This is a genomic window from Pseudonocardia ailaonensis, assembly GCF_039531635.1.
Taxonomy (GTDB): Bacteria; Actinomycetota; Actinomycetes; order Mycobacteriales; family Pseudonocardiaceae; genus Pseudonocardia; species Pseudonocardia ailaonensis.
In genome coordinates this window covers 91,529-117,340 of record NZ_BAAAQK010000005.1, presented here as the reverse complement: position 1 = coordinate 117,340, position 25,812 = coordinate 91,529, and the positions used below count along the sequence as shown (strand labels likewise).

Annotated in this window: 27 protein-coding genes; 6 read left to right on the top strand and 21 right to left on the bottom strand. The window is 73.8% G+C overall.

Translation table 11 applies throughout. The features are described 5' to 3' along the window. Positions 1-4 precede the first annotated feature (4 nt). The 10 genes from panC to ftsH form a co-directional block, all read right to left on the bottom strand. Positions 5-886, bottom strand: coding sequence for a pantoate--beta-alanine ligase (panC, locus tag ABD324_RS09120; RefSeq protein WP_425565769.1), 882 nt, complete (start codon positions 884-886; stop codon positions 5-7). Then, on the bottom strand, positions 883-1,800 hold the full coding sequence (locus ABD324_RS09115; protein WP_344414514.1) for a Rossmann-like and DUF2520 domain-containing protein: 918 nt from the start codon (positions 1,798-1,800) through the stop codon (positions 883-885). The genes panC and ABD324_RS09115 overlap by 4 nt, the downstream gene beginning before the upstream one ends. A 567-nt stretch (positions 1,801-2,367) precedes the next feature. Continuing rightward, positions 2,368-3,819 carry a PrsW family intramembrane metalloprotease gene (locus ABD324_RS09110; protein WP_344414512.1) on the bottom strand — a complete coding sequence of 484 codons (1,452 nt, stop codon included), beginning with the start codon at positions 3,817-3,819 and terminating at the stop codon, positions 2,368-2,370. 137 nt (positions 3,820-3,956) lie between these two features. Beyond that, complete coding sequence (locus tag ABD324_RS09105) at positions 3,957-4,511, bottom strand: hypothetical protein (protein ID WP_344414510.1); 555 nt, start codon at positions 4,509-4,511, stop codon at positions 3,957-3,959. A gap of 6 nt (positions 4,512-4,517) precedes the next feature. Continuing rightward, the gene (locus tag ABD324_RS09100; RefSeq protein ID WP_344414508.1) at positions 4,518-4,985 is read right to left on the bottom strand and encodes a DUF3180 domain-containing protein; all 468 of its coding nucleotides are present in this window, start codon (positions 4,983-4,985) and stop codon (positions 4,518-4,520) included. Further along, positions 4,982-5,485 carry a 2-amino-4-hydroxy-6-hydroxymethyldihydropteridine diphosphokinase gene (gene folK / locus ABD324_RS09095; protein ID WP_344414506.1) on the bottom strand — a complete coding sequence of 168 codons (504 nt, stop codon included), beginning with the start codon at positions 5,483-5,485 and terminating at the stop codon, positions 4,982-4,984. Before folK ends, ABD324_RS09100 begins: the two co-directional genes overlap by 4 nt. Before the next feature lie 70 nt (positions 5,486-5,555). Continuing rightward, positions 5,556-5,966: a dihydroneopterin aldolase gene (gene folB, locus ABD324_RS09090; RefSeq protein WP_344414504.1), complete on the bottom strand. Its 411-nt coding sequence runs from the start codon at positions 5,964-5,966 to the stop codon at positions 5,556-5,558. Continuing rightward, on the bottom strand, positions 5,963-6,832 hold the full coding sequence (gene folP, locus ABD324_RS09085; protein WP_344414502.1) for a dihydropteroate synthase: 870 nt from the start codon (positions 6,830-6,832) through the stop codon (positions 5,963-5,965). Before folP ends, folB begins: the two co-directional genes overlap by 4 nt. Then, positions 6,832-7,443 carry a GTP cyclohydrolase I FolE gene (gene folE, locus ABD324_RS09080; RefSeq protein ID WP_425565840.1) on the bottom strand — a complete coding sequence of 204 codons (612 nt, stop codon included), beginning with the start codon at positions 7,441-7,443 and terminating at the stop codon, positions 6,832-6,834. The genes folP and folE overlap by 1 nt, the downstream gene beginning before the upstream one ends. A 20-nt stretch (positions 7,444-7,463) precedes the next feature. Next, the gene (ftsH, locus tag ABD324_RS09075) at positions 7,464-9,860 is read right to left on the bottom strand and encodes an ATP-dependent zinc metalloprotease FtsH (protein ID WP_344414497.1); all 2,397 of its coding nucleotides are present in this window, start codon (positions 9,858-9,860) and stop codon (positions 7,464-7,466) included. Between the two features lie 330 nt (positions 9,861-10,190). On the opposite strand from ftsH, the gene ABD324_RS09070 reads away from it, so the two are divergent. Beyond that, positions 10,191-11,135 carry a serine protease gene (locus tag ABD324_RS09070; RefSeq protein ID WP_344414494.1) on the top strand — a complete coding sequence of 315 codons (945 nt, stop codon included), beginning with the start codon at positions 10,191-10,193 and terminating at the stop codon, positions 11,133-11,135. 20 nt (positions 11,136-11,155) lie between these two features. Here the strand turns inward: ABD324_RS09070 and hpt are convergent, their stop codons facing one another. From hpt to dacB, 4 genes are all read right to left on the bottom strand, one after another. After that, complete coding sequence (hpt, locus tag ABD324_RS09065) at positions 11,156-11,719, bottom strand: hypoxanthine phosphoribosyltransferase (protein WP_344414492.1); 564 nt, start codon at positions 11,717-11,719, stop codon at positions 11,156-11,158. 13 nt (positions 11,720-11,732) lie between these two features. Then, positions 11,733-12,644 (bottom strand): tRNA lysidine(34) synthetase TilS, encoded by a 912-nt coding sequence (gene tilS, locus ABD324_RS09060; protein ID WP_344416304.1) that lies wholly within the window; start codon positions 12,642-12,644, stop codon positions 11,733-11,735. Between the two features lie 149 nt (positions 12,645-12,793). Next, the gene (locus ABD324_RS09055; RefSeq protein WP_344414490.1) at positions 12,794-13,852 is read right to left on the bottom strand and encodes a zinc-dependent metalloprotease; all 1,059 of its coding nucleotides are present in this window, start codon (positions 13,850-13,852) and stop codon (positions 12,794-12,796) included. A gap of 163 nt (positions 13,853-14,015) precedes the next feature. Further along, a complete protein-coding gene (gene dacB / locus ABD324_RS09050) occupies positions 14,016-15,428 on the bottom strand; it encodes a D-alanyl-D-alanine carboxypeptidase/D-alanyl-D-alanine endopeptidase (protein WP_344414488.1) in 1,413 nt (470 codons plus the stop codon). Between the two features lie 214 nt (positions 15,429-15,642). Between dacB and ABD324_RS09045 the strand changes: the two genes are divergently transcribed. Continuing rightward, on the top strand, positions 15,643-16,173 hold the full coding sequence (locus ABD324_RS09045) for an inorganic diphosphatase (RefSeq protein WP_344414486.1): 531 nt from the start codon (positions 15,643-15,645) through the stop codon (positions 16,171-16,173). 35 nt (positions 16,174-16,208) lie between these two features. Here the strand turns inward: ABD324_RS09045 and ABD324_RS09040 are convergent, their stop codons facing one another. The 4 genes from ABD324_RS09040 to ABD324_RS09025 all read right to left on the bottom strand — a co-directional run bounded on the left by ABD324_RS09040 (position 16,209) and on the right by ABD324_RS09025 (position 18,957). Further along, positions 16,209-16,655, bottom strand: coding sequence for a MarR family winged helix-turn-helix transcriptional regulator (locus ABD324_RS09040; protein WP_344414484.1), 447 nt, complete (start codon positions 16,653-16,655; stop codon positions 16,209-16,211). Positions 16,656-16,666: 11 nt separating this feature from the next. Then, positions 16,667-17,887, bottom strand: a complete 1,221-nt coding sequence (locus ABD324_RS09035) for an acetyl-CoA C-acetyltransferase (RefSeq protein WP_344414482.1) — start codon at positions 17,885-17,887, stop codon at positions 16,667-16,669. 12 nt (positions 17,888-17,899) lie between these two features. Then, entirely contained in the window at positions 17,900-18,355 is a 456-nt protein-coding gene (locus ABD324_RS09030; RefSeq protein WP_344414479.1) for a MaoC family dehydratase, read from the bottom strand. An 83-nt stretch (positions 18,356-18,438) separates the two neighbouring features. Further along, positions 18,439-18,957 (bottom strand): hypothetical protein, encoded by a 519-nt coding sequence (locus tag ABD324_RS09025; RefSeq protein WP_344414477.1) that lies wholly within the window; start codon positions 18,955-18,957, stop codon positions 18,439-18,441. Positions 18,958-19,405: 448 nt separating this feature from the next. On the opposite strand from ABD324_RS09025, the gene ABD324_RS09020 reads away from it, so the two are divergent. From ABD324_RS09020 to ABD324_RS09005, 4 genes are all read left to right on the top strand, one after another. Further along, on the top strand, positions 19,406-20,329 hold the full coding sequence (locus ABD324_RS09020; protein ID WP_344414475.1) for an ATP-binding protein: 924 nt from the start codon (positions 19,406-19,408) through the stop codon (positions 20,327-20,329). Between the two features lie 4 nt (positions 20,330-20,333). Beyond that, positions 20,334-21,113, top strand: coding sequence for a transglutaminase family protein (locus ABD324_RS09015; protein WP_344414473.1), 780 nt, complete (start codon positions 20,334-20,336; stop codon positions 21,111-21,113). Further along, positions 21,113-21,883: a 5'/3'-nucleotidase SurE gene (gene surE, locus ABD324_RS09010; protein WP_344414471.1), complete on the top strand. Its 771-nt coding sequence runs from the start codon at positions 21,113-21,115 to the stop codon at positions 21,881-21,883. The genes ABD324_RS09015 and surE overlap by 1 nt, the downstream gene beginning before the upstream one ends. Positions 21,884-22,012: 129 nt before the next feature. Then, a complete protein-coding gene (locus ABD324_RS09005; protein WP_344414469.1) occupies positions 22,013-22,183 on the top strand; it encodes a hypothetical protein in 171 nt (56 codons plus the stop codon). A 25-nt stretch (positions 22,184-22,208) separates the two neighbouring features. On the opposite strand, the gene ABD324_RS09000 is transcribed toward ABD324_RS09005, so the two are convergent. The 3 genes from ABD324_RS09000 to ABD324_RS08990 are packed head-to-tail and all read right to left on the bottom strand — an operon-like array spanning position 22,209 to position 25,753. Further along, entirely contained in the window at positions 22,209-22,598 is a 390-nt protein-coding gene (locus tag ABD324_RS09000) for a hypothetical protein (RefSeq protein WP_344414466.1), read from the bottom strand. 52 nt (positions 22,599-22,650) lie between these two features. Then, positions 22,651-23,787 (bottom strand): acyl-CoA dehydrogenase family protein, encoded by a 1,137-nt coding sequence (locus ABD324_RS08995; protein ID WP_344414464.1) that lies wholly within the window; start codon positions 23,785-23,787, stop codon positions 22,651-22,653. Continuing rightward, the gene (locus ABD324_RS08990) at positions 23,777-25,753 is read right to left on the bottom strand and encodes an ATP-binding protein (protein ID WP_344416302.1); all 1,977 of its coding nucleotides are present in this window, start codon (positions 25,751-25,753) and stop codon (positions 23,777-23,779) included. Before ABD324_RS08990 ends, ABD324_RS08995 begins: the two co-directional genes overlap by 11 nt. Positions 25,754-25,812: the final 59 nt, after the last annotated feature.

Here is a 25,812-nt window from a genome sequence, read left to right as displayed (position 1 = left end):
CTCCCTAGAGCTGGACGGCGATGTTGTCGATGAGGCGGGTCGTGCCGAGCCTCGCGGCGACGAGCAGGCGGGCCTTCGCACCCGCGACCGGCTCGCCGAGCGTCTCGGCGTCCCGCAGCTCCAGGTACTGGACGTCGAGCCCGGCCAGCTCCTCGCGGGCCCGGTCCAGCACCGCCTGCGACCCGTACGCGGACACCGCAGCGCCGGCCTTGAGCGCCCGGGAGAGGGCGACGGCGCGCTCCCGGTCCTCCGGCGAGAGGTAGACGTTGCGGCTCGAGCGGGCCAGCCCGTCCTCCTCGCGGACGGTCGGCACCCCGACGACATCGAGCGGGAAGTCCAGGTCCCGCACCATCTTCTTCACCAGCGTGAGCTGCTGGAAGTCCTTCTCACCGAACAGCGCCACGTCCGGTGCGACGATGTGGAACAGCTTGGCGACGACGGTGAGCATCCCGTCGAAGTGCCCCGGCCGGCTCGCACCCTCCAGGTCGGACCCGAGCGGCCCGGCGGCGATACGGGTGTCCGAACCCGGCGGGTACATGTGCTCGACGGCGGGGGTGAACACCAGCTCGACCCCCTCCTCGCGCAGCGCCTCCAGGTCCGCCTCGAGCGGGCGCGGGTAGCGCTCCAGATCCTCGTTCGGCCCGAACTGCAGCGGGTTCACGAAGATGCTGACGACGGGGACGACCGCGCCGGGCACCTGCTTCGCGTGCCGGATCAGCTCGCGATGGCCCTCGTGCAGCGCACCCATGGTGGGCACCAGGACGATCTTGCGGCCGGCGCCGCGCAGCGCGCGGGTGACCGCGGTGAGCTTCGCCGGGTCGGGATGGACGGTCAGCGTGCCGCGGACGTAGCCGCCGCGCGTCGTGCCGAGGACGGGTGTGGTCACCGTGGGTCTCCGGGATTCTGGCTGGTCGGGTCGTCGAGCAGGGCGCGGATCTCCTCCGCGGCGTGCTCGGGGAGCAGGCCGCCCTCGACGGCGCGGTGCGCGGTGCGACGGGCGAGCGCGCGGTAGGTCGCGGCAATGTCCGGATCCGCCTTCTCCAGCTCGCGCAGGTGGCCGGCCACGGTGCCGGTGTCGCCGCGCGCGACCGGTCCGGTCAGGGCGCGGTCGCCGTGGCGCAGGGCGTTGTCCAGGGCCGCGGACAGCAGGGGCGCGATCAGCAGGTCGGCCGGGCGGACACCGGCCTTGTCGAGCAGCTCCACGGCGTCCCGCACGAGCGTGACCAGGTGGTTCGCGCCGTGGGAGAGGGCGGCGTGGTAGAGCGGGCGGACCTGTTCGGGGACCCGGACGGGCTCGGCGCCCAGCTCCAGGACCAGCGCCTCGCCGACACTCCAGGCGGCCTCGTCGTCCAGGCGGGCGGTGACCGAGACCGGGCAGGAGACGAGCCGCTGGACGTCCTCGGGGCGGCCGGTGAACGTCATCACGGGGTGCAGCGCGAGCGGCAGCACGCCGTGCTCGACGGCGGGCTCCAGCACGCCGACGCCGTGCGAGCCCGCGGTGTGCACCACGATCTGGCCGGGCCGGAAGGCGCCCGCGGCGGCGAGCCCGCGGACCAGGCCGGGCAGCACGTCGTCCGGCACGGTGAGCAGCGCGAGATCGGCCCGCTGCACGACCTCGTCCGGCGGGAGCAGGGGGACTCCCGGCAGCAGGGACTCGGCGCGGTGCACGGAGGCCCGGGAGACACCGGAGATCGCGACGACCCGGTGCCCGATGGCGTGCAACGCCGCACCCAGTACGGCTCCGACGCGGCCGGCGGACACCACTCCGACGGCCAGCCGGGCAGGCCGGCCAGCGTTCATCACAAGCTCCCGTCGTTCCAGTCCACCAGGGGTACCGGACGAGTCGTCGCTCCACTGTCGGCGCCGAGGGTAGGCGGCCCGGGCGGGTTCGGGGAGCCCCCGTGATCTGCTTCACCGCACGGTGCACGTCACACCCAGCCGCCCCATGATCATTCCGAGCGCCACGTGGGCGCTGTCTCGACCGCGCTGGGGTCGCACTCGCACCGATCACGCGCGGATGATCGTTCCGGGAGGTGCACACGCGCTGGTCGGGAAGCGGTGCTGTCACTCCCGCAACGATCACCTGGTGATCCGTCCGAGCATCACCGGAGCACTCCACCGGCCACACTGGGGTCACGCTCGCACCGATCACGCGCGGGTGATCGTTCCGGGAGGTGCACACGCGCTGATCGGAAAGCAGTGCTGTCACTCCCGCAACGATCACCTGGTGATCCGTCCGAGCGTCACCCCAGCGCGATCGGGGCAGCGCTCCCGTCGCTCTCGGAAGGATCGCCCGGGGGTGATCGCTGCGAGGGCGACCCCAGCGCGGTCGGTGGAGCGCCCAGGTGGTGCTCGGAACGATCGTGGTCAGCGCTGGGGCGGGACCCAGCCGGGTGGCGGCTGCTGGGGCGGCTGGCCCTGCGGGCTCTGCTGCGGGAAGGGCGGGGGCTGCGGGGGGTACTGCTGGGGCGGGAACGGCGGCGGCACCTGCGGCCGGTACGGCGACGGCGGGCCCTGGGGGGCGCCCGCGTACGGGGGCGGGGCATAGCCCGGCGGCGGGGCCTGCGGCAGCGGCGCGGAGATCGTGTGGGCCGGGGGCGGCGACCAGCCGGGCGGGTGGTCCCCGCCCCAGGCCGCAGTCAGCGCGTCCGGCATCCCGAGGGCGCGGGCCCGGGCCTTGGCGAGGCCCCGCAGCCGCTCGGCGGTGAGCTCGGCGGCACTGTCGCGCACCGAGCCGCGGGCGATCCGGCTGCGCAGGAAGGCCAGCTCGGTGACGGCGTACTGGTACTCGGTGACCGCCTTGGCCGCGTGCTTGCCCGAGCGGGCCCGCACCGCCCGCCGCCAGCCGCGACGTTTGGCGAGGTTGCCCAGCAGCGGGACCTCGCTCCACGCGATCCAGCCGGCCTGCGCGAACGACGGCAGCTGCAACGCGACCGTGCGGGCCTCGCGGCGTCGTTGCCAGACGACGACGATGGCCAGCCCGATGAACAGCGGCACCATCACCACGACGTAGACCTGCACGAAGCCGGTCCCGCCGAGGATCGACGCCGCGCCGTTCCACAGCGCGTGCAGCACCACGGCCACGAGGTAGCCGGCGAGCACCGCCAGCACCCGGATCGTGACGCTGCGGCTCGCCGCGGCGATCCCCGCCCCGATGCCCGTCATCGCGGTGAACAGCGGGTGCGCGAAGGGCGAGAACACCCCGCGCAGCAGCAGTACGGCGAGCACGCCGCCGCTCTGCCCCGCCACCGCGTCCTCGGCGAAGGCGCGGCCGATGTAGAGGATGTTCTCGGTGAACGCGAAGCCGGCGGCGACCAGCCCGGCGTAGACGATCCCGTCGACGATCCCGTCGAACTCCTTGCGCCGCCAGATCAGCAGCCCGACGAGGAACAGCCCCTTCAGCGCCTCCTCGACGAACGGCGCGATCACCACCGCGCCCAGGACGTCCCCGCTACCGCGGCCGAGGAACTCGTCCACGGCCAGTGCCGCACTGGAGTTGATCAGCAGCGCGGACAGGGCCGCGAAGCACGCTCCCCACAGGAACGCGACCAGCAGCATCCGCGGCGGCTCGGGCTCCCAGCGGTCGATCCACAGGAACGTCGCGACGACCGGCCCGACCGGCAGCAGCGCACACAGGGCGCCGACGAGCACCCCGCCGGGCCCGACCGAGTTCCCGACCAGCCCGAGCACCACGAGCCCGCAGATGCCCAGCAGGACGAGCCCGGCGACGGGCAGCAGCACGCCGCGGCGTCGCGCCGCGTGGGTGTGCCGCGCCCGCGGGTCGCCGTCCGGTGCACCGGTGGGAACGGGATACGCCATGGCGGGAGCCTACGTCCCCTCCCCCGCCCGCATTATGGAGCCACAACGCACCTTCGGAGGGCGTGGAATCGCGTTATGGAGCCACAACGCACGTTCGGAGGCGGCGAGAGGGCGTCATGGAGCCACAACGCGCCGGGTCACAGGGCGCGGAGGGCCTCGCGGACCTCGCGGGGGTTCACCATCGGGAGCTCCGCGCGGAACGACGCCCGGGCCTCCTCGACGAAGTGCGCGGGAATGTTGCCCACCAGCCACCCCGCCCGCCCCGCCCAGCGCCGGGTGCCGCGCAGGCTGCCGGGGCCCTGGAAGAGGTAGCGGGGGTCGTAGTGGTCGCCCATCAGCGCCTCCCACCGGGTGAAGCACTGCTCCGACAGCTCGATCTCGCCGAGATAGCGGTAGCAGACGGCCATCAGGCACGTGACGTGGTCGAACTCGCCCCAGATCCGCCTGTGCCGGGTCCAGGCCAGGTGCTTCGACAGGGGCCGGACGAGGATCCGCCGGTGGGCCTCCCACGCCGTCTCCAGGTGGGTCACGGCCGACCAGACCTGGGCTCGAGGGTCTCGCGCGATCCGGGACTTCTCCATCGCGTCGACCGCCGCGCCCACCGACACCTGGGCGAGCGCCTCCTCCAATGCCCCGCCTTCGACGAACGCCGCCAAGGACCGCGCCGTCTTCAGCGCCGCGAGGAGCTCCACGCAGGGTTACTCGTCCCGTACGCCCCGTTCGTCACCGGGATCGTCCGGGGTGCGACAGGAACGCTCGAGCCACAGCGCCCCGCCGACGAGCACCAGCGCGCAGACCAGGCCGACGAGCGCCGCCGTGGTGTCCGAGGCGGCGGCGGTGACCGAACCGGCGCGGGGCAGCACGTAGACGAGCAGGCCCGCCCACAGCCCGGCCACGAGCGCGCCGCCCAGCGCGGACGCCTTGGCCACCAGCACCGCCCGGGCCGCCGACAGCGGATCGACCGGGCGGGAGCCGGGGCGGCGCTCGACACGCGCCTTGAGGATCTGGCCCGCCACCGCCTCGGCCAGCCCCAGCACGCCGAGCGTGGCGCCGGCGGGGCCGGGGAACGACGGCAGGCTCCCGTAGGCCAGGCTGACCAGCAGGTGCGCGACGATCCCGGCGGCCAGGAAGGCCACCACCAGGTCGCGCAGGCGGGTGGGCCTCACAGGGCCAGCTCGTCCCGGCGCCGCATCCCGGCGGCCTCGTCGGGCGGCAGCGCGGCCAGCAGGGCCCGCACCGATCCCCGCCCCGGCAGCACGGCCCCCGGGTCGATGTCCAGCCACGGCACGAGCACGGTCGCCCGCTCCGCGGTCCCCGGGTGCGGCAGCAGCAGCTCGGGATCCGTACTGGTCACGGGGCCGTCCGGGCCGTCGACCGTCACGACGTCGACATCCAGGGTGCGGGGGCCCCAGCGGATCTCGCGGACCCGGCCGGCCGCGTTCTCGAGCTCCTGCCCGCGCCGGAGCCAGGCCCAGTGATCGCGGGCCGGATCGTCGACGACCAGGATCGCGTTGAGGAAGTCCTCCTGCTCGACCCCACCCCACGGCGGGGTCTCGTAGACCGGGGAGGCGGCCACCAGCACGTCACGAAGACCGTCGACGGCGCCGCGGAGGAAGCCGAACCGGTCCCCGAGGTTCGAGCCGAGCGAGAGCACGGCGCGGCTCATGAGCGAGCGGCCCCCTCGCTCAGTAGGTGTGAACGAGAGCGCCGTTCGCTCATCGGGGGGCGAGGGCGGCTCATGCGGGGATCACCCGGCCGCTCGGCCCGGGGTCGGCGGGGCGGGCGCGGCGGGCGACCACCGCGACGTCCGCGAAGTCCAGGGGGATGGGGGCGTGCGGCTTGTGCAGGGTGACCTCGACCGCCCGCACCCGCTCGTCCGCCATCACCGCGTCGGCGATCTCCGCGGACACCGTCTCGATCAGGTCCCGGGGCGGGCCGGCGATGATCCCGGCGGCCATCTCGGCGAGCTCGCCGTAGTGCACGGTCCGGGTGAGGTCGTCCGTCGCCGCAGCCGGGCGCAGGTCCATCCACAGCACGACGTCGACCACGAAGTCCTGCCCGTCCCGCCTCTCGTGCTCGAAGACGCCGTGGTGGCCGCGGACCCGCAGGCCGCGCAGCTCGATGCGGTCCGAGTCCCACAGGCTCACGGCTGCTCCCCCGGGGCGATGCGGGCCCGGGAGGCGCCGAGCCGGTAGGCGGCGGACACCGCGATCGAGTCCATCGTGGACTCCACGTCGTGCACCCGGACGCCCCAGGCGCCCTTCTCGGCGGCCAGGGCGCTGATGGCGGCGGTGGCGGCGTCCCGGCCCGACGGCGGGCGCGGGTGCCCGTCGGCGTCGGCGAGCAGCTGCCCGAGGAACTTCTTGCGCGAGGCCCCGACCAGCACCGGGAACCCCAGCGCGACCAGCACGTCGAGGCGGCGCAGCAGCGCCCAGTTGTGTGCAGCGGTCTTGGCGAACCCCAGGCCGGGATCGAGGATCAGCCGGTCCGGGTCCACACCGGCCATCACCGCGGCGTCCGCCCGGGCCACGAGCTCCTGGCGGACCTCGCCGATCACGTCCTCGTAGGAGGCCAGCTCCTGCATCCGGTCGCTGTGCCCGCGCCAGTGCATGAGGATGAACGGGACCTGCAGGGCCGCGACCGTGGCGGCCATCCGCCGGTCCGCGAGCCCGCCCGACACGTCGTTGACCACGACGGCGCCGGCCTCGACGGCCGCCTCGGCGACCTCGGCCCGGGTGGTGTCCACGCTGACCCGGACGCCCTCGGCGGCCAGCTCGCGCACGACGGGCACGACCCGCTCCCGCTCGATCGCCGCGTCGACCCGCCCGGCGCCCGGCCGCGTGGACTCGCCGCCGACGTCGACGAGGTCGGCGCCGGCGTCCCGCATCGCGACGCCGTGGGCGACCGCGTGCCCCCGGTCGAGATACCGGCCGCCGTCGCTGAACGAGTCCGGCGTGACGTTGAGGATGCCCATCACGACGCAGCGGCCGGGATGGGGGACCCGGCCGGCCATCACTGGCTCCGGATCAGGGAGAGCGCCTCCGCGCGTGAGGACGGGGAGGACTTGAACAGCCCTCGGACGGCGGAGGTGGTGGTGCGCGAGCCCGGCTTGCGGATACCGCGCATCGCCATGCAGAGGTGCTCGGCGTCGACCACGACGATCACGCCACGCGGATCCATCTTGGACACCAGGGCGTCCGCGATCTGGCCGGTGAGCCGTTCCTGCACCTGCGGGCGCTTGGCGTACAGGTCGACCACACGGGCGATCTTGGACAGCCCGGTGACGCGGCCGTCCTCGCTCGGGATGTACCCGACGTGCGCGACGCCGTGGAAGGGCACCAGGTGGTGCTCGCACGTCGAGAACAGCGGGATGTCCTTGACCAGGACGAGCTCGCCGTGGCCCTCGTCGAAGGTCCGCTCGAGGACGGCGCTCGGGTCCACGTAGAGACCGGCGAAGATCTCCGCGTAGGCCCGCGCCACCCGGGCCGGGGTGTCCCGCAGGCCCTCCCGGTCCGGGTCCTCGCCGACCGCGATCAGCAGCTCGCGGACGGCGGCCTCGGCCCGGGCGTGGTCCACCCCGGTCCGTGCCCGGTCCTCGGCCGACCCGGAGGACCCGGGCGACAGGGCATCGGTCGTGGTCGTGCTCAGTTCCGGCTCCCGGTGTCGGGCCCCTGCGCGTCCGGACCCTCGGGGTTCGCAGCCGGCGGCTGCTCCGGGGACACGGGCGGGCGGGGCTGGTGCTGGTGCTGCGCCGGCGGCTCGCCCTGGGGCGGTGCCCAGTTCGGCGGCGGCCAGGTCTGCCCGGCGGGCGTGGTGGCCGGGCGCCAGTCCGGCGGCGCGCCGTAGTTCGGGGCGACCGCGTACGGCGGCTGCTGCCCGTGCTGCCCGTTGCCGTGCCAGCCGTTGCCGTTGCCCCCACCCGGGGCCGCCTGCGGCACGGGCTGGGTGTGGGGCTGCGGCGGCTGGGCCTGGGCCGGGAAGCCACCCGGGTAGCCCCCGTTGGGGCCGGGGCTCGGCAGCGGGCCGGGCCCGCCGTTCGGGCCCGGGACGGGCACCTCGGCCCCGCCGCCCGGGTAGGAGCCGACGGGCGCGGGCTCGCGCTCGGTCTCCGGCGGCCAGGTCTCGCCGCGCTCGCGGGCCAGCTCGCCGCGCGTCTTGATCGGCGGCTTGTCCGAGGGCGTGCGGTCCCCGAAGTCGTTGAACGCAGTGATCCGCGGCCGCTTCTCGACGGTGCCGAAGATCCGCTCGAGGTCCTTGCGGGTGAGCGTCTCCTTGTCGAGCAGCTCGACCACCAGCTCGTCGAGCACGTCCCGGTAGGTGTTGAGGATCTCCCACGCCTCGGTGTGCGCCGCCTCGATGAGCTTGCGCACCTCCTCGTCGATCCCGTGGGCGACCTCGAGCGAGTAGTCCGCCTGGTTGCCCATCGAGCGGCCGAGGAACGGGTCGCCCTGCTCGCGGCCGTAGCGCACGGCGCCGAGCTTGGCGCTCATGCCGTACTCCGTGACCATCGCGCGGGCGATCTTGGTGGCCTGGTCGATGTCGCTGGACGCGCCGGTGGTCGGCTCGTGGAACACGAGCTCCTCGGCGCTGCGCCCACCCATCGCGAACACGAGGCGCCCGATCATCTCCGAGCGCGTCATCAGGCCCTTGTCGTCCTCGGGGACGACGAGCGCGTGCCCACCGGTGCGGCCGCGCGGCAGGATCGTGAGCTTGTACACCGGCTCCAGGTCCGGCATGGCCCACGCGGCCAGCGCGTGCCCGCCCTCGTGGTAGGCGGTGATCTTCTTCTCCTGGTCGGAGATGATCTTGCCCTTGCGCCGCGGGCCACCGACCACGCGGTCCACCGACTCCTCGAGCGCGGCGCCGTTGATCAGCGTGCCGTTCTCGCGGGCGGTGAGCAGTGCGGCCTCGTTGATCACGTTCGCCAGGTCCGCGCCGGACATGCCGACGGTCCGCTTGGCGAGGCTCAGGAAGTCCACGTCGTTCGCGAAGGGCTTGCCCTTGGAGTGCACGGCCAGGATCGCCTGGCGGCCCGCGAGGTCCGGGGCGCCGACGGGGATCTGGCGGTCGAACCGGCCCGGGCGCAGCAGCGCCGGGTCCAGGATGTCCGGCCGGTTCGTGGCGGCGATGAGGATGATGCCGCCGCGCGCGTCGAACCCGTCCATCTCGACGAGGAGCTGGTTCAGCGTCTGCTCACGCTCGTCGTGACCGCCGCCGAGGCCGGCGCCGCGCTGGCGGCCGACCGCGTCGATCTCGTCGACGAAGATGATGCAGGGCGAGTTCTGCTTGGCCTGCTCGAACAGGTCCCGCACGCGCGAGGCGCCGACACCGACGAACATCTCGACGAAGTCCGAGCCCGAGATCGTGTAGAACGGCACGCCCGCCTCGCCGGCGACCGCGCGGGCCAGCAGCGTCTTGCCGGTGCCGGGCGGGCCGTAGAGCAGCACGCCCTTGGGGATCTTCGCGCCCAGGGCCTGGTAGCGGCCCGGGTTCTGCAGGAAGTCCTTGATCTCGTACAGCTCCTCGACCGCCTCGTCGGCGCCCGCGACGTCGCCGAAGGTGGTCTTCGGCATGTCCTTGTTGAGCTGCTTGGCCTTCGACTTGCCGAAGGACATCACGCGGTTCCCGCCGCCCTGGGCGTTGTTCATCATCCAGAACAGGACGAGGAGCACCAGGCCGAGCGGGATCAGGTAGATCAGCATCGTCGTCAGGAACGAGTCCTGCCGGACCACGGTGTTGAAGTTCGCGGTGCCGCTCTGCTGGAGCTGCGTGAAGATCCCGTTCGCCGAGGCCGCCGGGTACTGGGTGATGATCTTCGAGCTGCCGTCGACAGGGGCCTTCAGGTCGATCCGGAGCCGCTGCTCCTTGTCCTCGATCGTGGCGTTCGCCACGTTCTTGGCGTCGATCTGCTGCAGCGCCACCGAGGTGGGCACCTGCGTGTAGCCACGCGTGTCGTCGAACAGGACGGAGAAGGCGAAATAGACCAGGACCACGACGAGGATCCAGGTCAGGGGGTTGCGGAGCAGGCGCTTGCGGTCCATGCAGCTTCGGCCCTTGTAGTGGCCTTCACCTTCCCGAGTGTGCTTTCCGGTCCTGGCGCCGGCGGCAGCGCGCGGACCCGGCCTGATCCGCCAGGATAGCCGCCGGAGGCCGGGGGTGCGCCACCGCGCCGGGCCGTGGACCGGCTGGTGATCGATGAGGGGGCAACGAACGGGCCGCGGGCCTGGTTCCCGCTCACGATCCGGTGTCGATCGGGGCCCCGCGTGCACCCCGGTGATCACGGGGTGGTGGGGTATCCCCGACGGCCCCCGCTCGTTGGTCGAGGGGGTCCGGGTCTCGGCCTTTTCACGGACGACGCGGCGGGGTGGCGGATGGGTTTCCGGTCGGGCAGGACGGCACTCGCCGTGGCGCTGTGGACGGCCACGACGGTGACCGCGCTGGTCGCCCTCGCGATCGCCCTGCCGTCGACCGCGACCGCGCAACCGACCCGCTCGCTGCAGGCCCCCGCCCCCGTCTGGGCGCCGCGCGAGTCCGCGGCCGTGCACCCCGGCGTCCGCACCGTCACCCAGGGCGGCGGCTCCTGCACCAGCAACTTCGTGTTCCGGGACGGCACCGGGGCCGTCTACCTCGGCCAGGCCGCGCACTGCGCGGGCACCGGCCAGGAGACCGAGATCAACGGCTGCACGTCCTCGACGATGCCCGAGGGCACCCTCGTCACGGTGCAGGGCGACGGCGGGAGGTCCTTCACCGGCCCGATGGTCTACAGCTCCTGGGTCAACATGCAGCGCCGCGGCGAGACGGACCCGGACACCTGCGCCTACAACGACTTCGCGCTCGTCCGGCTGCCCGCGGACGCCGCTGGGGCGACCAACCCGACGGTGCCCTTCTTCGGCGGGCCCACGGGCGTCTCCACCGGGGGGCTGCCGGCGGGCGCGCAGACCTTCACCTACGGCAACTCGGAGCTGCGCGGCGGGGCGGCGACGCTGAGCCCCAAGGCCGGCGTGAGCGCGGGCGACGTCGGCGGCGGCTGGGGGCACGTGGTCTACACGGTCAGCCCCGGGGTCCCCGGCGACTCGGGCAGCGCGTTCCTCGACTCCTCCGGCCGGGGGCTCGGGATGCTGTCCACCCTGAACCTCGCGCCGCTGCCCGTGAGCAACGGCGTGGTCGACCTGGCGCACGTGCTGGCCTACGCGAACACCTACGCCGGCCTCGGCGACCTCTCGATGGTCGACGGCACCGCGCCCTTCACCTCGACCCCGCCGGGGGTCGACCCGCAGGACCTGGCCCCGCCGGCCGGCCCGCCCGTCAGCGGCTGAGGATTCGGCCGGGCCTCCCTTTACGCGTAGACGCGGGGCTCGAGGGTCCCGATGTACGGCAGGTCGCGGTAGCGCTCGGCGTAGTCCAGCCCGTAGCCCACGACGAACTCGTTCGGGATGTCGAAGCCGACGTACTTGACCGGCACGTCCACCCGCACGGCGTCCGGCTTGCGCAGCAGCGTGACGACCTCGAGCGACGCCGGCCCGCGCGACTCCAGGTTCTTGAGCAGCCAGGACAGCGTGAGCCCCGAGTCGATGATGTCCTCGACGATCAGCACGTGCCGACCGGCGATGTCCCGGTCGAGGTCCTTGAGGATCCGCACCACCCCGCTCGACGAGGTGGAGGAGCCGTAGGAGCTCACCGCCATGAACTCCAGCTGCACCGGCAGCGGCATGGCGCGGGCGAAGTCGGTCATGAACATCACAGCGCCCTTGAGCACGCCGACCAGCAGCAGGTCGTTCTGGGGACCGCCGCCGGAACACAGGTCGGCGTAGTCCTTCCCGACCAGCCCCGCGAGCTCGGCGGTCTTCTCGCCGATCTGCTCCTCGGTGACCAGCACGGACGCGATGTCACCGTCGTACACGGGGTATCTCTCCTCAGCCGTCGTCGGTTCGCCCGGCCGGGCGCAGCACGAGCCTGCCATGCGTCCGGACGAGGTCCAACCCGCCGGGCACCCGCGGGCCGCCCCGCCCCCTGTCCACGACGAGTGCGTCGGCCGCGCGGAGGTGGGCGTCCGTCAGCGCGGTGACGCCCTGGTCTCCGAGCCACGCCCGCAGCACCCGCCGGCGAACGGCAGCCGGCACCTCGCCCAGCGTGGCGACGTCGAGCGTCCCCTCCTTCTCCGCCGCCCCCCGGACCGCCACGGCCCATGCGTCGAGCGCCTCGCCGTCCTCACGCAGCTGGGCCGCCGTGCGGGCGAGCGCCGGGGCCACCCCGCCCGCCAGGATGTCCTCCAGCAGCGGCAGCGCCTCGGCCCTCAGGCGGACCCGGGTGAAGCGGGGATCGGCGTTGTGGGGGTCCTCCCAGGGCGTCAGCCCGGCGGCGGTGCAGGCCGCCCGGGTCTCGGCCCGGCGGACGCCGAGGAGCGGGCGCAGCCAGGGCGCGTCCCACTCCCGCATGCCGGCGATCGAGCGGGGCCCCGAGCCGCGGGCGAGCCCGAGCAGCACGGTCTCGGCCTGGTCGTCGAGGGTGTGGCCGAGCAGGACGGGCGCGGCGGGATCGGGGCGGGCGGCGGCGAGAGCGGCGTAGCGGGCCCGCCGGGCGGCGGCCTCGAGCCCACCCGGACCCTCGACGACGACGGGGTGCACCTCGGCCGGGATCCCGCGCCCCCGCAGCATCTCCGCCAGCTCGAGCGAGCGCGCGGACGATCCCGGCTGGAGCCCGTGGTCGACGATCGCGGCGGTCACCCGGCCGAGCCGCAGCGCGTGCGCGGCGAGCAGCAGCGCCAGCGAGTCCGCACCCCCGGACACCCCGACGACGACGGGCACGTCCGCCCCGATGCGCACCATCGCCGCCGCGACCGCCGCGCGCACCCCCGTCACCACCGCATTATGGATCCACAACGCGCGCGGGAACGCCCCCCGCCCGCGTTATGGATCCATAACGCAGTCTGAGGGCCCGACAATTCGCGTTATGGATCCATAACGCGGACCCGGGGTCAGGGGACTCGGGCGAGCCACTTCTCGGGGGCGGCCAGTTCGTCTCTCGTCGGGAGGGTGTCGGGGCTGGTCCAGGCCTTGTTGAAGCCCTCCATGCCCACCTGCTCCACCACCTGGCGGGTGAAGGCCGAGCCCACGGCGTACTGCTTCACCTTGGCGTCGACGCCGAGCAGCGCGCGCAGGATCCGGTCGACCAGTCCCCCGCCGCGGCGACGCTGGGTGAAGCGGGCCCGGATCGTCGCCACGCTGGGGACGACCTCGGGGCCGGCGGCGTCCATGACGTGGTCCGCGTGCCCCTCGAGCAGGGTGGTCAGCGCGAGCAGCCGGTCCAGCACCGCCTTCTGTTCCGGGCCCTGCAGGATCTCGACGAGCGCGAGCGAGTCCCCCTTGGAGGCCTTCAGCGCCTTGACGGCCTCCGGCAGCCGTTCGAGCAGCGCCGTCCCGGAGTCCGTGCTGATCGACAGGAAGTGGCCCACCTCGTCGGCGAAGTACCGCCGCAGCCACGGCACGGCGGTGAACTGGAGCCGGTGGGTGGCCTCATGCAGGCACACCCACAGCCCGAAGTCGCCGGACGGCACGTCGAGCGCCTGCTGGGCGGCGTAGACGTTGGGGGCCACGAGCAGCAGCCGCCCGTCCTTCGCCGGCCCGCCGAAGGGGTCGTACTGGCCGAGCACCCGGGCGCCGACGAAGGCGAGCACCCCGCCGATCTGCAGGCCCGCGGTCGTCCCGGTGATCGCCCGGGCGGCCCTGGCGGTCTTCGGCAGCTGCGCCCCGGACGTCAGCTCGGCCATGCCGTCGATCGCGGCGGCGGCCCAGGCGGGCCGGTCCACGACGTCCGCGGGCAGCAGCGGCAGGCCCTCGCCCATCCCCGTGACCTCGCGGACGTGCCCCTCCGCGACCGCCGCGTCGGCCCGCAGCCGTTCGACCAGCTCCCGCGCGACCTCGGCCGAGACCGGGGGGCCTGCCGGGACCAGCCGCGCCGCGGTGCGCCGGGCGAGCGCCCAGTTCACGGGCAGGCCGGGCGTGGTGTCGGTGTCCGGGATCACGGGGGCGTTCACCCCCGCCACGCTACGCGCGGCGTCCCCCGAGCCGCAGGCTCGACGACAGGCCCAGCGCCGCAGGCTCAACGACGAGCCCAGCACCGCAGGCTCAGCGACAAGGCCCGAGGCCGCAGGCGCTCAGCGACGAGCCGAGCGCGGCTGGCTCAGCGACCTCAGCAGTTCAGCGGCACCCGCAGCGGCTCAACGCCGCCGCGATCCCGTCCAGCTTCGGCCTGCTGAGCGCGGGCGACTGCCCGTTGGACATCAGGGCGAAGACGAGCAGCCGGCCGTCCGCATCAGTGACCACGCCCGCGAGCGCGCTCACCCCGGTCAGCGTGCCGGTCTTGGCCCGCACCACCCCGCGGCCCGCGGCGGCGGCCCCGGTGGTGTCGAAGCGGTCGTCGAGGGTGCCGTCGCCCCCCGCGACCGGCAGCCCGGAGACGATGGGCCGCAGGAACTCGACGCCCTGCCCCGGCCCGGTCGGGGCGGCCGCGGCGCCGAGGATCGCGCCGAGCAGCCGCGGCGGGATCCGGTCGGAGGTCGAGAGGCCGCTGCCGTCGACCATGGTGGCGCCGGCGACGTCGAACCCGGCCTGCGAGAGCGCCGCGAGCACCTGCTGGGAGCCGCCGGCGAAGGAGGGATCGGCCTGCCGCGAGAGGGCGACGTCCCGGGCGAGGGTCTCGGCGAGGACGTTGTCGGAGGTGGTCATCAGGTGCTCCACCAGCGCGGACACCGGCGCGGACACGACCTCGGCGAGCTTCTTGGCGTTGGGCGGCGCCGTGCCCTTGGTGATCGCGGACGTGGGCACCCCGAGCTTGCGCGCGAACGCCTTGGAGGCATCCCCCGAGGGGTCGCCGACGCGGGGCCCGTCCTGCAGGGTCGGATCGGCGCGGCCGCCGTCGAGCATCAGGGGGACCATCGGCGTGATGTTGCCGGCGCCGACGTCCGCCGGGTCCCAGCCGGGGGCGAGCAGCGGGCCGGTCCACAGGCTGTTGTCCACGACGATCGAGATGATCTTCTGGTTCGGCAGCGACTTCCGGACGCCGGCGACCAGGTCGTCGAGCCGCGAGGGATCGGGGTAGGTGCCCACCTTCGGGGCGGCGAGCGCCGTCAGCGTCGGGTCCCCGCCGCCGACCAGCACCACCTGCCCGGGCTCACTCCCCGCAACCACCTTGGTGCTCAGCCGGTCCGTCGCGTCGAGGGTCAGCAGGGCCGCGGCGGAGGTGAGGACCTTCGCGGTACTGCCCGGAGCGAGAGGCTTCTCCGGTGATAGTTGCCACAGCGGCGCGGCACCGCGCTGCGCGGCGGGATCCACGACGACGCCGGCGAACTGCCCGAGGGCGCGCTCGCGGGACAGCGGATCGACCACGGAGGCGATGCCCGCGGCGCTCGGCGTGGGCGCCGTCGCCGACAGCGCGGCGAGCTGCGGGACGGGCGCCAGCATGACCGCGTCGACCGGCGACGCGCCCTTCACACCCAGTGCTGCCAGCAGTTTCGGTGACTGGAGAGCCACCGCGCCACCACCCGCGGCGGCCAGGGCGAGCACCACGAGGACGACGAGGATCGCCCGTCCCCGGCGCGTCGGGAGCCTCAACGTGTCACCGATCCGGCGGCCCAGTCCCACGTGTCCACGGCTCCCTCGTGATGTGCGGGACGGTCCGGCCGCCCGGTCCACCAGGACCGGCCGGTCACGACCGGCCGGACGCGGTCCCCCACACTAGAGGTAGCCCGCGGGGCCGGTTCACCGACCGTCACGGCCCCCGTACCGACAGCGCAGACCGACTGCGACCCAGCACTGAGGAGCACCAGTGGACTTCGACGTTCTCATCGAGATCCCCAAGGGCGGCCGGAACAAGTACGAGGTGGACCACAAGAGCGGCCGGCTCCGTCTCGACCGGACGCTCTTCACCGCCACCCAGTACCCGGCGGACTACGGCTTCATCGAGAACACCCTCGGTGAGGACGGGGACCCGCTGGATGCGCTGGTGCTCGTCCAGGAGCCCACCTTCCCCGGCTGCCTGATCCGCTCGCGCGCGATCGGCATGTTCCGCATGAAGGACGAGAAGGGCGGGGACGACAAGGTCCTCTGCGTCCCGGCGGACGACCCGCGCCAGGAGCACCTGCGCGACATCCACCACCTGCCCGAGTTCGACCGGGCGGAGATCCAGCACTTCTTCGAGATCTACAAGACCCTCGAGCCGGGCAAGAGCGTCGAGGGCGCCTCGTGGGTCGGCCGCGCCGACGCCGAGCGCGAGATCAACAACTCGTACCGGCGGGAGCAGGAGCGGCTCGCCGCCGAGGCCGCCGCGATCGAGGCCGGCGAGACCCCGGAGCACTAGGGAGTGTCGGCCGGCGGTGGTCCGTCCGACGCTTCCTAGGGCCGGATCCACTGCTCCTCGAGCGCGGTGGTGAAGCGGCCCAGCAGCCGGACGAGCGCGGTGCGCTCGTCCGGCTGCCAGTCCGCCAGCATCGAGCGGATGCGTTCGGTGCGGTGCCTCCGGTTCTCCTCGAACACCCGGCGGCCCTCGTCCGTGGCCGCGAACAACGAGGCCCGCCCGTCCTCCGGGTCCGGGGTGCGGGTCACGTAGCCCAGCTTCACCAGCTGCGCGACCTGCCGGGACACCGTGGACGGGTCCGAGTGCACGGCCTCCGCGAGCGCGGAGGGCCGCCGCGGCCCGTCCTTCACCAGGTGGACGAGCAGCAGGTACGCCGAGCGCTCGACCGCGTCCGGGTGGTCGGCCTGCGCCCGGTCCACCAGCCGGATGAGCCGCACGAGCTGGCTGCCGAGCTCGTCCGCCTCGTGCGTGGCCGCGTCCGCCACCGGAGCCGCCGTCAGACGCGTTCGAACAGGGCGGCGAGGCCCTGGCCGCCGCCGATGCACATCGTCTCCAGCCCGTACCGGGCGTCGCGGCGCACCATCTCCCGGGTCATCGTGGCCAGGATCCGGCCGCCGGTCGCCCCGACGGGGTGGCCCAGCGAGATCCCCGAGCCGTGGACGTTGGTCCGGTCGAAGTCGCTCTCCGCGAAGCCCCACTCGCGCGTGCAGGCCAGGACCTGCGCGGCGAAGGCCTCGTTCAGCTCGATCAGGTCGACGTCCTTGAGCGCCACCTCGGCGGCGTCGAGGGCCTTGGCGACGGCCGGGACCGGGCCGATGCCCATCGTCTTCGGCGCGACCCCGCCCAGGCCCCACGAGACGAGCTTCGCGAGCGGCCGCAGCCCGAGCTCGGCGGCCTTCTCCGGCGACGTGACGATGCAGATCGAGGCGCCGTCGTTCTGCCCCGACGCGTTCCCGGCGGTCACGGTGGCGTCCGGGTCCTGCTTGCCCATGATCGGGCGCAGGGTGGACAGCTTCTCCACGTTCGCGTCCGGCCGGATGTGCTCGTCGGAGTCGACGACCGTGCCGTCGGCGGAGCCCTTCCGGCCCGGCACGGTGACCGGCACGATCTCCTCGGCGAACACCCCGGAGGCCTGCGCCGCGGCCGCCCGCCGGTGCGAGCGCACCGCGTAGGCGTCCTGCTCGGCGCGGGAGATCCCGTACTCCGCGCGGAGGTTCTCGGCGGTCTCGATCATGCCGCCTGGCACGGGGAAGTTCTCCCCGCCTGCGGTCACGCGGCCGCGGGCCAGCGCGTCGTGCAGCAGCACGCCGGGCCCGGCCTTGGCACCCCAGCGCATGGCGGTGGAGTAGAAGGGCGCGTTGGACATCGACTCCGCGCCGCCGGCCAGCACGACCTCGCTGACCCCGGTCTGCACCTGCATCGCGGCGAACAGCACGGCCTGCAGCCCCGACCCGCAACGGCGGTCGATCTGCAGCCCCGAGGCGGTGATCGGCAGCCCGGCGTCGAGCGCGGCGACGCGGCCGATCGCCGGGGCGTCCATCGTCGGGTAGCAGTTGCCGAGCAGCACGTCGTCGACCGACTCGGGGGGCAGCCCGGACCGCTCGACCACGGCCCTGATCACCGTGGCGGCCAGCACGTGCGCCGGCACGTCCCGCAGGACGCCGCCGAACCCGCCCACCGGCGTCCGCAGGGGCTCGCAGATGACCGCATCACGCATGGGGCCGGCCTCTCAGACGTACTGGCGGGTGAGCCACTCCGCCACGAGCGCGGGCCGTTCCGAGCCCTCGAGCTCGACGGTCACCTTCAGGGTCAGCTGGACCCCGCCGTCTTTCTGGTCCTCGGCCTCGGCCAGCTCGAACACGCCCCGGACCCGGCTGTCCACCGGCACCGGCGAGGTGAAACGGACCTTGTTGAGGCCGTAGTTGATGCCCATCCGGACGTTCTCGATCCGGTACGCGGTCTGCGCGAGGACGGGCAGCAGCGAGAGCGTGAGGAAGCCGTGCGCGATCGTCTTCCCGAACGGGCCGGCGGCCGCCTTCTCCGCGTCGACGTGGATCCACTGGTGGTCCCCGGTGGACTCCGCGAACTGGTCGATGTGCTTCTGCTCGACCGTCAGCCACTCGGAGACGCCGATCTGCGTCCCCTTCTGCTCGCGGAACTCGTCCACCCCGTTGAAGACGCGCATCGTCCACCTCTCGTCGCGCAGGCTGTCTCGTCGTCACCCTGCCACACCGGGAGGCCCGCGACGGGTGAGGTGTGGTCACGCGCTCAGCGCGCGAAGGTGCCCTCGATCTCGAGCCGCGCGGGCCCGCCCGGGCGGGGCTCCACCGGACCGGTCGGGACGACGGCCGCGACGAGCCGGACCTGGATCCGCCGGCCCGGCAGCGGACGCATCCGGAACACCCCCTGGATCCGGTGCGCGCTGCCGTCCGGCGGGATCGCGGCGGGGTCGCCCGGACCCTCCAGCAGCGCCGTGCCACCGCGCAGCAGGCCGCGAACCGCGACGACGTCGTGCCGGACCCGGCGCAGATCGGCGCAGGCGAGCCAGCGGGGACCCGCGACCGCGCCGGTGGTGGTCCCGGACTCCTCCGGGTCGCCGAACTCGATGCTCAGCTCGGGCTCGGCGCCGTACACGGGAAGCACGAGCACGCCCCAGCCCACGGAGGCGGGCAGGTCGACCTTCTCGGGGCGGCGCAACACAGCGTGTGCACCCCCTGCGTCCAGGAGGTGGACGGCGGCAGCGCCGGGATCGGGCGGCCGGGAGGCCCCGGAGACGTCCGCTGACATGGGCGCCTCCTTCTCGTTGACCCCGGCGGACAACGACCTGTCGAGGACCGGGGTTCGACGTGCGGCGCCGTGGGGCCGGGGCGGGGACTGCAGGCAGTGACGAGGGCGGAGGGTCACGCCACACGACCGTGGGCATCGAGGTCGCCCACGTCACAGGCGCTCCCGGCGGTTCCCGCTCCCGGGGAGGCCGGGTCACCCGACGGGGCCGTATCCGGCACGCTTCCGGGTCAATGCGTGCCGGATTCGCCCGACCGGGCATCCGCCGCCTCGGTCGCGCTCCTCGCCGCCGCACGGAGGAGACCCGCCACGGAGCGCGACGGGGGTTGCTCCGTTCGGCGTGACGGCTCGGCGCGCACTATCGTGCGGCCGGGCGCACGAGAGTGTTCGGGACGGGGTGAATGACCACCGTGAGAACGGGTGAGGCCACCCGGGTCCGGGGTGGCGGGCCATGACCGGCCGTCCGGGCGGCATGGTCCACGAGGGCGTGCCGTTCGCCGATCCCCGCGGCCTGGCCGCGGAGCTGGCCGGTCCGGTGAGCGCGGCCCTGGCGGCCGGCGAGCCCGTCATCGCTGTGCTCGACGAGGACAACCGCGCGGCTCTGACGGCCGCCATCGGCTCGGCCACGGACGCGGTGGAGTTCCTCGATCCCGTTGCGGTGCACCGGCTCCCGGCCTTCACCGTGGCCACCCGCTGGGCCCGGCTCAGCCGCCGCGCGGCCCGGCCCGAGCAGCGCACCACCGTCGTCGCCCAGCACATGGCCCTGCCCGGGATCGACGCGGCGCACTGGATCCGGCTCGACGCCGCGCTCAACGTCGCGCTCGAGGGCCTGCCCATCACGATGCTGTGCCCCTGCCGCGCGGACGCCGATCTCGACCTGGTGCGGGCGACGCACCCGGTGCTGCGGGTCGACGGGCGCAGCGAGCCCTCCGGCGACCTGCGCGATCCGGCGCAGCTGGTCGCCCAGTACCCGCCGCCGCCCCCGCCCGATCTCGGCGTCCCCCTGGTGGACCGGACCTTCGACACGGCCGCCCTACCGGCGCTCCGCCACCTCGTCGCGGAGACGTCGACCGCGGCCGGGCTCGATCCCGAGCACGTGGCGGACCTCGTGCTGGCGGTCAACGAGATCGCGACCAACAGCGTGGAGCACGGCCCGGGCCTGGGCCGGCTGCGGATGTGGTCGACCGCGGACGGGTTCGTGGCCGAGGTCTACGACGTCGGGCGGATGGGCGTGCCGTTCCCGGGGATGGTGGCGCCGTCGCCGTCGGGCGAACGCGGGCGCGGCCTGTGGCTCGCCTCCGAGCTGGCCGACGTCCTGCAGGTGTGGAGCGACGACACCGGCACCATCGTGCGGCTGACCGTCGAGGCGGGCTGACCCGGTGGACGACGGGCCGGTGGCCCGGTTCGTGGCGCTCGTGACGGCCCCCGAACCGCCGCTCGACGTGGCCGCGCTCGCCATCGCCGCCGGCGCGGACCCCGGCCTCGATCCCGCGCCGTGGCTGGCCGAGCTCGACCGGCTCGCCGCGGGGATCGGCTCTGTCGACGACCTGGTCCGCCGGCTCTTCGTCGACGAGGGCTTCACCGGGAACTCCGCGGACTACGCCGATCCGCGCAACTCGCTGCTCCCCGAGGTGCTGACCCGGCGCACCGGCATCCCGATCACGCTCGCCGTCGTCGCGATCGAGGTGGGCCGCCGCGCCGGGATCGGCCTGGAGGGCGTCGGGATGCCGGGGCACTTCCTGGTCCGGGTCGCCGGCACGGAGCACCATCTCGACGTCTTCGACGGCGGCCGGCGCCTCGGTCTCGCCGAGTGCGAGGCCCGGTTCCGGGCGAGCACCGGCTCCCGTGCCCCCTTCGGCCGGCACCTGCTGCCGCGCACGTCCACCCGGGAGGTGCTGGTCCGGATGCTGGAGAACCTCCGCGGCGTCTACCGCACCCGCGGTGGCGCCGAGGACCGCGAGTGGGTGCTGCGGATGCGCCTCGCGCTGCGCGCCGATCCGCCCGCACTCGTCGAGCTGGGCGAGGTGCTCGCCACCCGGGCCCGCTGGGACGAGGGCGCCCGGCTCATCGCCGCCTACCTGCGCTCCGGCTCCCCGTCGGCCGAGGAGGCCGAGGTTCTGCGACGAGCCGCGAAGGGGCTGTTGGCTAACCTCAACTAGTGCGCGCGCTGATCACCAACGACGACGGCATCGGCTCCCCCGGGCTGTGGGCGCTGGCCCGCGGCGCGCTCGACGCGGGGTTCGAGGTCACCGTCGCCGCCCCGCACGTGGACTCGACGGGCGTCGGGGCGTCGGTGTTCGCCGTCGCCGAGTCCGGTGCGGTGAAGGTCCACCCGCAGGTCCGGCCCGAGCTCGACGTGCCGGCCTACGCGGTCGAGGGCCATCCGGCGTTCATCGTGCACGCGGCCGTCGAGGGCTGGTTCGACCCGCCGCCGGAGATCGTCCTGTCCGGCACCAACATCGGGGCGAACGTCGGGCACGTCGTGCTGCACTCCGGGACGGTCGGCGCCGCGCTCACGGCCGCCCTGCACGGGCTGCCGGCGCTGGCGACCTCGCTGGACTGCGGGCTGCGCGGCCGCGACGGGGCGCACTGGGACAGCGTGCGGGCGATGCTGCCGGAGGTGTTCGAGGTGCTGCTCGCGAGCCCGCGCGGCACCGCGCTCTCGCTCAACGTGCCGGACCTGCCCGCCGCGGAGCTGAAGCCGCTGCGCGAGGCGGAGCTGGCGGACTTCGGGGCGGTCCAGGTCCGGGTGGCGCACACCGCCGGCCCCGAGGGCAGCCCCGGCACCCTGCGCACCACGATCAGTGATCCCGACGAGCGCCCGGCCGAGGGCACGGACATCGCGCTGCTGGCGCAGGGACATCCCACTCTCACCGCGCTGCGCACGATCAGCGCGGTCCCCGGGCTCGCGCTCGCTCCGACACGCTGAGCCACCCGCCCATCACCCGGATGGCCCTGATTGTTCATCTCCGCGCCCACCGAAGGGGCCGATGTGAACGGTGAGGCACACGGGACCCCCGGATCGGGGGTGATCTGTGGCATGGCCCACAATCTGACTATGGGTGACGGGATGCAGCGGCAGGAGTGGGCGACGCGCTTCGCGCGGTCGGTGGCCGACGAGCTCCGGGGTGGCGTGGCCACCGGGGCGCTGACCTGGGCGGAGGCGGACCAGTTGCTGGCCCGCCTCCGGATCGTCGTCGAGCAGGCCCTGGAGCCTTCGCCCGTCTAGTCGTTCACGGTGTGTGACGAACGGACTAGTGGTCGTCCCGGCCCGTGAGGAGCTCCTCCAGCTCGTCCGCCACCTTGACGACGAGCTGGAACGGCTTGTCGAACATCGGCAGCTCGTCCGCGTGCAGCGGGATCGAGTGCTTGAACAGCACCACCTCGTCGACCGCGACGACGCCGCCGATCACCGACTCGCCGGCCTTCGTGAGCAGGGTGACCAGGTCGAGATCGCCGAGCTTGCCCACCGGCGAGGTGATCTGCGCCCACGGACCCTCGTCCGCCCCCGTCACGCTGCGGACCACGACGAGCTGGGTGCGCTCCTCCGTGGTCGGCAGGTTGAACCAGAGCTCGGTGTCGGTCGAGCGCATGATCTCGTAGCGCACCCGCACATAGGCGACGAGATCGTCCCAGCTGGCCACGTCGGCTCCTCCCCCGTCGGCCCCGGCTGATCCGGGTCCGGCGCTGGCGAACCTACCGGAGTCCCAGGTGCCGGGCGATGAGCATGCGCTGAACCTCCGACGTGCCCTCCCCGATCTCGAGGATCTTGGCGTCCCGGTAGAAGCGGCCGACCGGGTACTCGTTCATGAAGCCGTAGCCGCCGAAGACCTGGGTGGCGTCGCGGGCGTTGTCCATGGCGGCGTTGGAGGACACCAGCTTCGCGATCGCGGCCTCCTTCTTGAAGGGCTCGCCGCGCAGCATCTTCGCCGCCGCCGCGTAGTAGGCCAGCCGGGCGGTGTGGGCGCGCACCTCCATGTCGGCGATCTTGAACTGGATCGCCTGGTAGGAGCCGATCGGGTGGCCGAAGGCCTCCCGATCGTGCGCGTACTTCACCGCCTCGTCGACGCAGCCCTGCGCCAGCCCGACGCCGAGCGCCGCGATGGCGATCCGGCCCTCGTCGAGGATGGACAGGAACTGTGCGTAGCCCCGGCCCTGCTCGCCGAGCAGGTTCGCGGCGGGCACGCGGACGTCGTCGAAGAACAGCTCCCGGGTGTCCGAGGCGTTCCAGCCGACCTTCGAGTACTTCTCGCTGACCGTGAACCCGGGGGTGCCGGAGGGGACGATGATCGCCGAGATGCCGCCGTCGGGTGTCCGCGCGGTGACGGTGACCAGGGCGGTGATGTCTGTGCCGGAGTTGGTGATGAAGCACTTCGACCCGTTGATCACCCACTCGTCGCCGTCGCGCTTCGCGGTGGTGCGGGTGGCGCCGGCGTCCGAGCCGCCGCCGGACTCCGTCAGCCCGAAGGCGCCGAGCTTCTCGCCGGCCGCGAGCGCGGGCAGCCACGTCGCCTTCTGCTCGTCGGTGCCGAAGCGGTACACGGGCATGGCACCGAGGCCGACGCCGGCCTCGAGCGTGATCGCGACGGACGAGTCGACCCGCGCGAGCTCCTCCAGGGCGAGGCAGAGCGCGAAGTAGTCCCCGCCCATGCCGCCGTGCTCCTCGGGGAACGGCAGGCCGAACAGGCCCATCGCGCCCATCTTGGCCACCAGCTCGTAGGGGAACTCGCCGCGCTCGTAGAAGTCCCCGACGACCGGGGCGACCTCCTTCTGCGCGAACTCCTCGACGGTCGCCCGCAGCGCCGCGTGCTCCTCGGACAGCTCAAGATCCATCTGCTTCTCCCTCGACGATCAGCAGCACGGCGTCCTTCGCGACCGTCCCGCCGGAGCGCGCCCGCAGCTCGCGGACCGTGCCGTCGACCGGCGCGGTGAGCACGTGCTCCATCTTCATGGCCTCGACCACGACGAGCCGCTGCCCGGCCGTGACCTGCTGTCCCTCGGTGACCTCGACCACGGTCACGGTGCCGGGCATCGGCGAGAGCACCGGCCCGCCCGCGCCGTCCGCCTGGGCCGACGCGTCCAGTGCCTCCTGCTCACGCACCGCCCACGCCTGCCCGTCGCGGGCGATCCACAGGGTCCCGTCCTGCGCCCGCGCGGTGGCGTAACCCCTGGTGGTCCCGCCCTGTGAGTGGGAGACGGTGCCGCTCACCGCGGTCGACGTGCGGACACGCTCCTCACCGATCAGCAGCTCGGCGTTCGCCGCGCGGCCGCGGGTGCGGACCTCGACGGGGTCGTGGCCGGAGACGACGAGGGTGCGGGTGGTCCAGGCGTCCTCGCCGAGGCGCCAGCCGCCGGGGATGTCGAAGGGGTCGACGAGGTCCCCGGCCGGTTCGAGGTCCAGGAGGGCGACTCCGGTGGCCGCGCCGAGGACGTCCGACGGGAGGTCCTGGGCGGTCAGCTCGTCGAGCTTGCGCCCGACCAGGCCCGTGTCCAGGTTCCCGGCGCGGACGTCCGGGTCCGCGAGCAGGGCGCGCAGGAAGCCGATGTTGGAGCCCAGGCCGAGCAGGACGGTCCGCCCGAGGGCGGCGTCGAGGCGGCGGATCGCCTCGTCCCGGTCCGCGCCGTGGGCGATGACCTTGGCGAGCATCGGGTCGTAGTCCGAGCCGACGGTGCCGCCCTCGGCGATGCCGGCGTCGACGCGCACCGTGGTCGGCGGCTCCCAGGCCAGGACGCGCCCGCCGGTGGGGAGGAACCCGGCGGCGGGGTCCTCGGCGTAGACCCGTACCTCGATCGCGTGCCCGCGCAGCGCCACGTCCGCCTGGGTGAGCGGCAGCGGCTCGCCGGCCGCCACCCGCAGCTGCAGCTCGACCAGGTCCAGCCCGGTGACCTCCTCGGTGACGGGGTGCTCGACCTGCAGCCGGGTGTTCATCTCCATGAAGAAGAACTCGTCCGGCCGGTCGGACCCGACGATGAACTCGACGGTCCCGGCGCCCTCGTAACCGCAGGAACGCGCGGCGTCGCACGCCGCCCGACCCATGGCCTCGCGCTGCTCCGGCGTGAGCAGCGGCGACGGCGCCTCCTCGACGATCTTCTGGTGCCGGCGCTGCAGCGAGCACTCGCGCTCGCCGAGGTGGATCACGCCGCCGTGCGCGTCGGCCAGCACCTGGATCTCGATGTGGCGTGGGGTGGTCACGAGCCGCTCGACGAGCAGGGTGTCGTCGCCGAACGAGCCGCGCGCCACCCGTCGGGCACCGGCGATCGCCTCGGCGAGGTCGTCGGCGCGGTGGACCTCGACCATGCCCTTCCCGCCGCCCCCGGCCGACGGCTTGAGCAGCACCGGATACCCGACCTGCTCGACGGCGAGGCCCAGCTCCTCGTCCGAGAGCCCGGACCCGTCCGAGCCGGGGACGACCGGCACGCCGGCCTTGGCGACGGTCTGCTTGGCGCGGATCTTGTCGCCCATCGCCTCGATCGCGCTCGCGGGCGGCCCGACGAAGGTGATGCCGGCCTTCTCGCAGGCCGCGGCGAAGGCAGTGTTCTCCGAGAGGAAGCCGTAGCCGGGGTGGATCGCCTCGGCGCCGGTGGCCTTCGCGGCCTCGATCACCTTCTCGATCGACAGGTAGGACTCCGAGGCGGCGGCCGGGCCCAGCCGCACCGCCACGTCGGCCGCGACCACGTGCGGGGCGCCCGCATCGGCGTCCGAATAGACGGCCACGGAACGGATCCCGAGCGAGCGCAGGGTACGGATCACCCGCACCGCGATCTCCCCGCGGTTGGCCACGAGCACGGTCGAGAACATCAGCGCCCCTCCCCGGAGCATGAGCGAACGGCACTCTCGCTCACTAGGTATGAACCAAC

What these genes read in the sequence shown, in the direction of transcription:
- ABD324_RS09115 (WP_344414514.1), bottom strand. Translation starts at nt 1,800, where the DNA reads ATGAACGCTGGCCGGCCTGCCCGGCTGGCCGTCGGAGTGGTGTCCGCC.
- ABD324_RS09110 (WP_344414512.1), bottom strand. Translation starts at nt 3,819, where the DNA reads ATGGCGTATCCCGTTCCCACCGGTGCACCGGACGGCGACCCGCGGGCG.
- folK (WP_344414506.1), bottom strand. Translation starts at nt 5,485, where the DNA reads ATGAGCCGCGCCGTGCTCTCGCTCGGCTCGAACCTCGGGGACCGGTTC.
- folP (WP_344414502.1), bottom strand. Translation starts at nt 6,832, where the DNA reads ATGGCCGGCCGGGTCCCCCATCCCGGCCGCTGCGTCGTGATGGGCATC.
- ftsH (WP_344414497.1), bottom strand. Translation starts at nt 9,860, where the DNA reads ATGGACCGCAAGCGCCTGCTCCGCAACCCCCTGACCTGGATCCTCGTC.
- ABD324_RS09070 (WP_344414494.1), top strand. Translation starts at nt 10,191, where the DNA reads ATGGGTTTCCGGTCGGGCAGGACGGCACTCGCCGTGGCGCTGTGGACG.
- tilS (WP_344416304.1), bottom strand. Translation starts at nt 12,644, where the DNA reads ATGGTGCGCATCGGGGCGGACGTGCCCGTCGTCGTCGGGGTGTCCGGG.
- ABD324_RS09035 (WP_344414482.1), bottom strand. Translation starts at nt 17,887, where the DNA reads ATGCGTGATGCGGTCATCTGCGAGCCCCTGCGGACGCCGGTGGGCGGG.
- ABD324_RS09030 (WP_344414479.1), bottom strand. Translation starts at nt 18,355, where the DNA reads ATGCGCGTCTTCAACGGGGTGGACGAGTTCCGCGAGCAGAAGGGGACG.
- ABD324_RS09025 (WP_344414477.1), bottom strand. Translation starts at nt 18,957, where the DNA reads ATGTCAGCGGACGTCTCCGGGGCCTCCCGGCCGCCCGATCCCGGCGCT.
- ABD324_RS09020 (WP_344414475.1), top strand. Translation starts at nt 19,406, where the DNA reads ATGACCGGCCGTCCGGGCGGCATGGTCCACGAGGGCGTGCCGTTCGCC.
- ABD324_RS09005 (WP_344414469.1), top strand. Translation starts at nt 22,013, where the DNA reads ATGGGTGACGGGATGCAGCGGCAGGAGTGGGCGACGCGCTTCGCGCGG.
- ABD324_RS08995 (WP_344414464.1), bottom strand. Translation starts at nt 23,787, where the DNA reads ATGGATCTTGAGCTGTCCGAGGAGCACGCGGCGCTGCGGGCGACCGTC.
- ABD324_RS08990 (WP_344416302.1), bottom strand. Translation starts at nt 25,753, where the DNA reads ATGTTCTCGACCGTGCTCGTGGCCAACCGCGGGGAGATCGCGGTGCGG.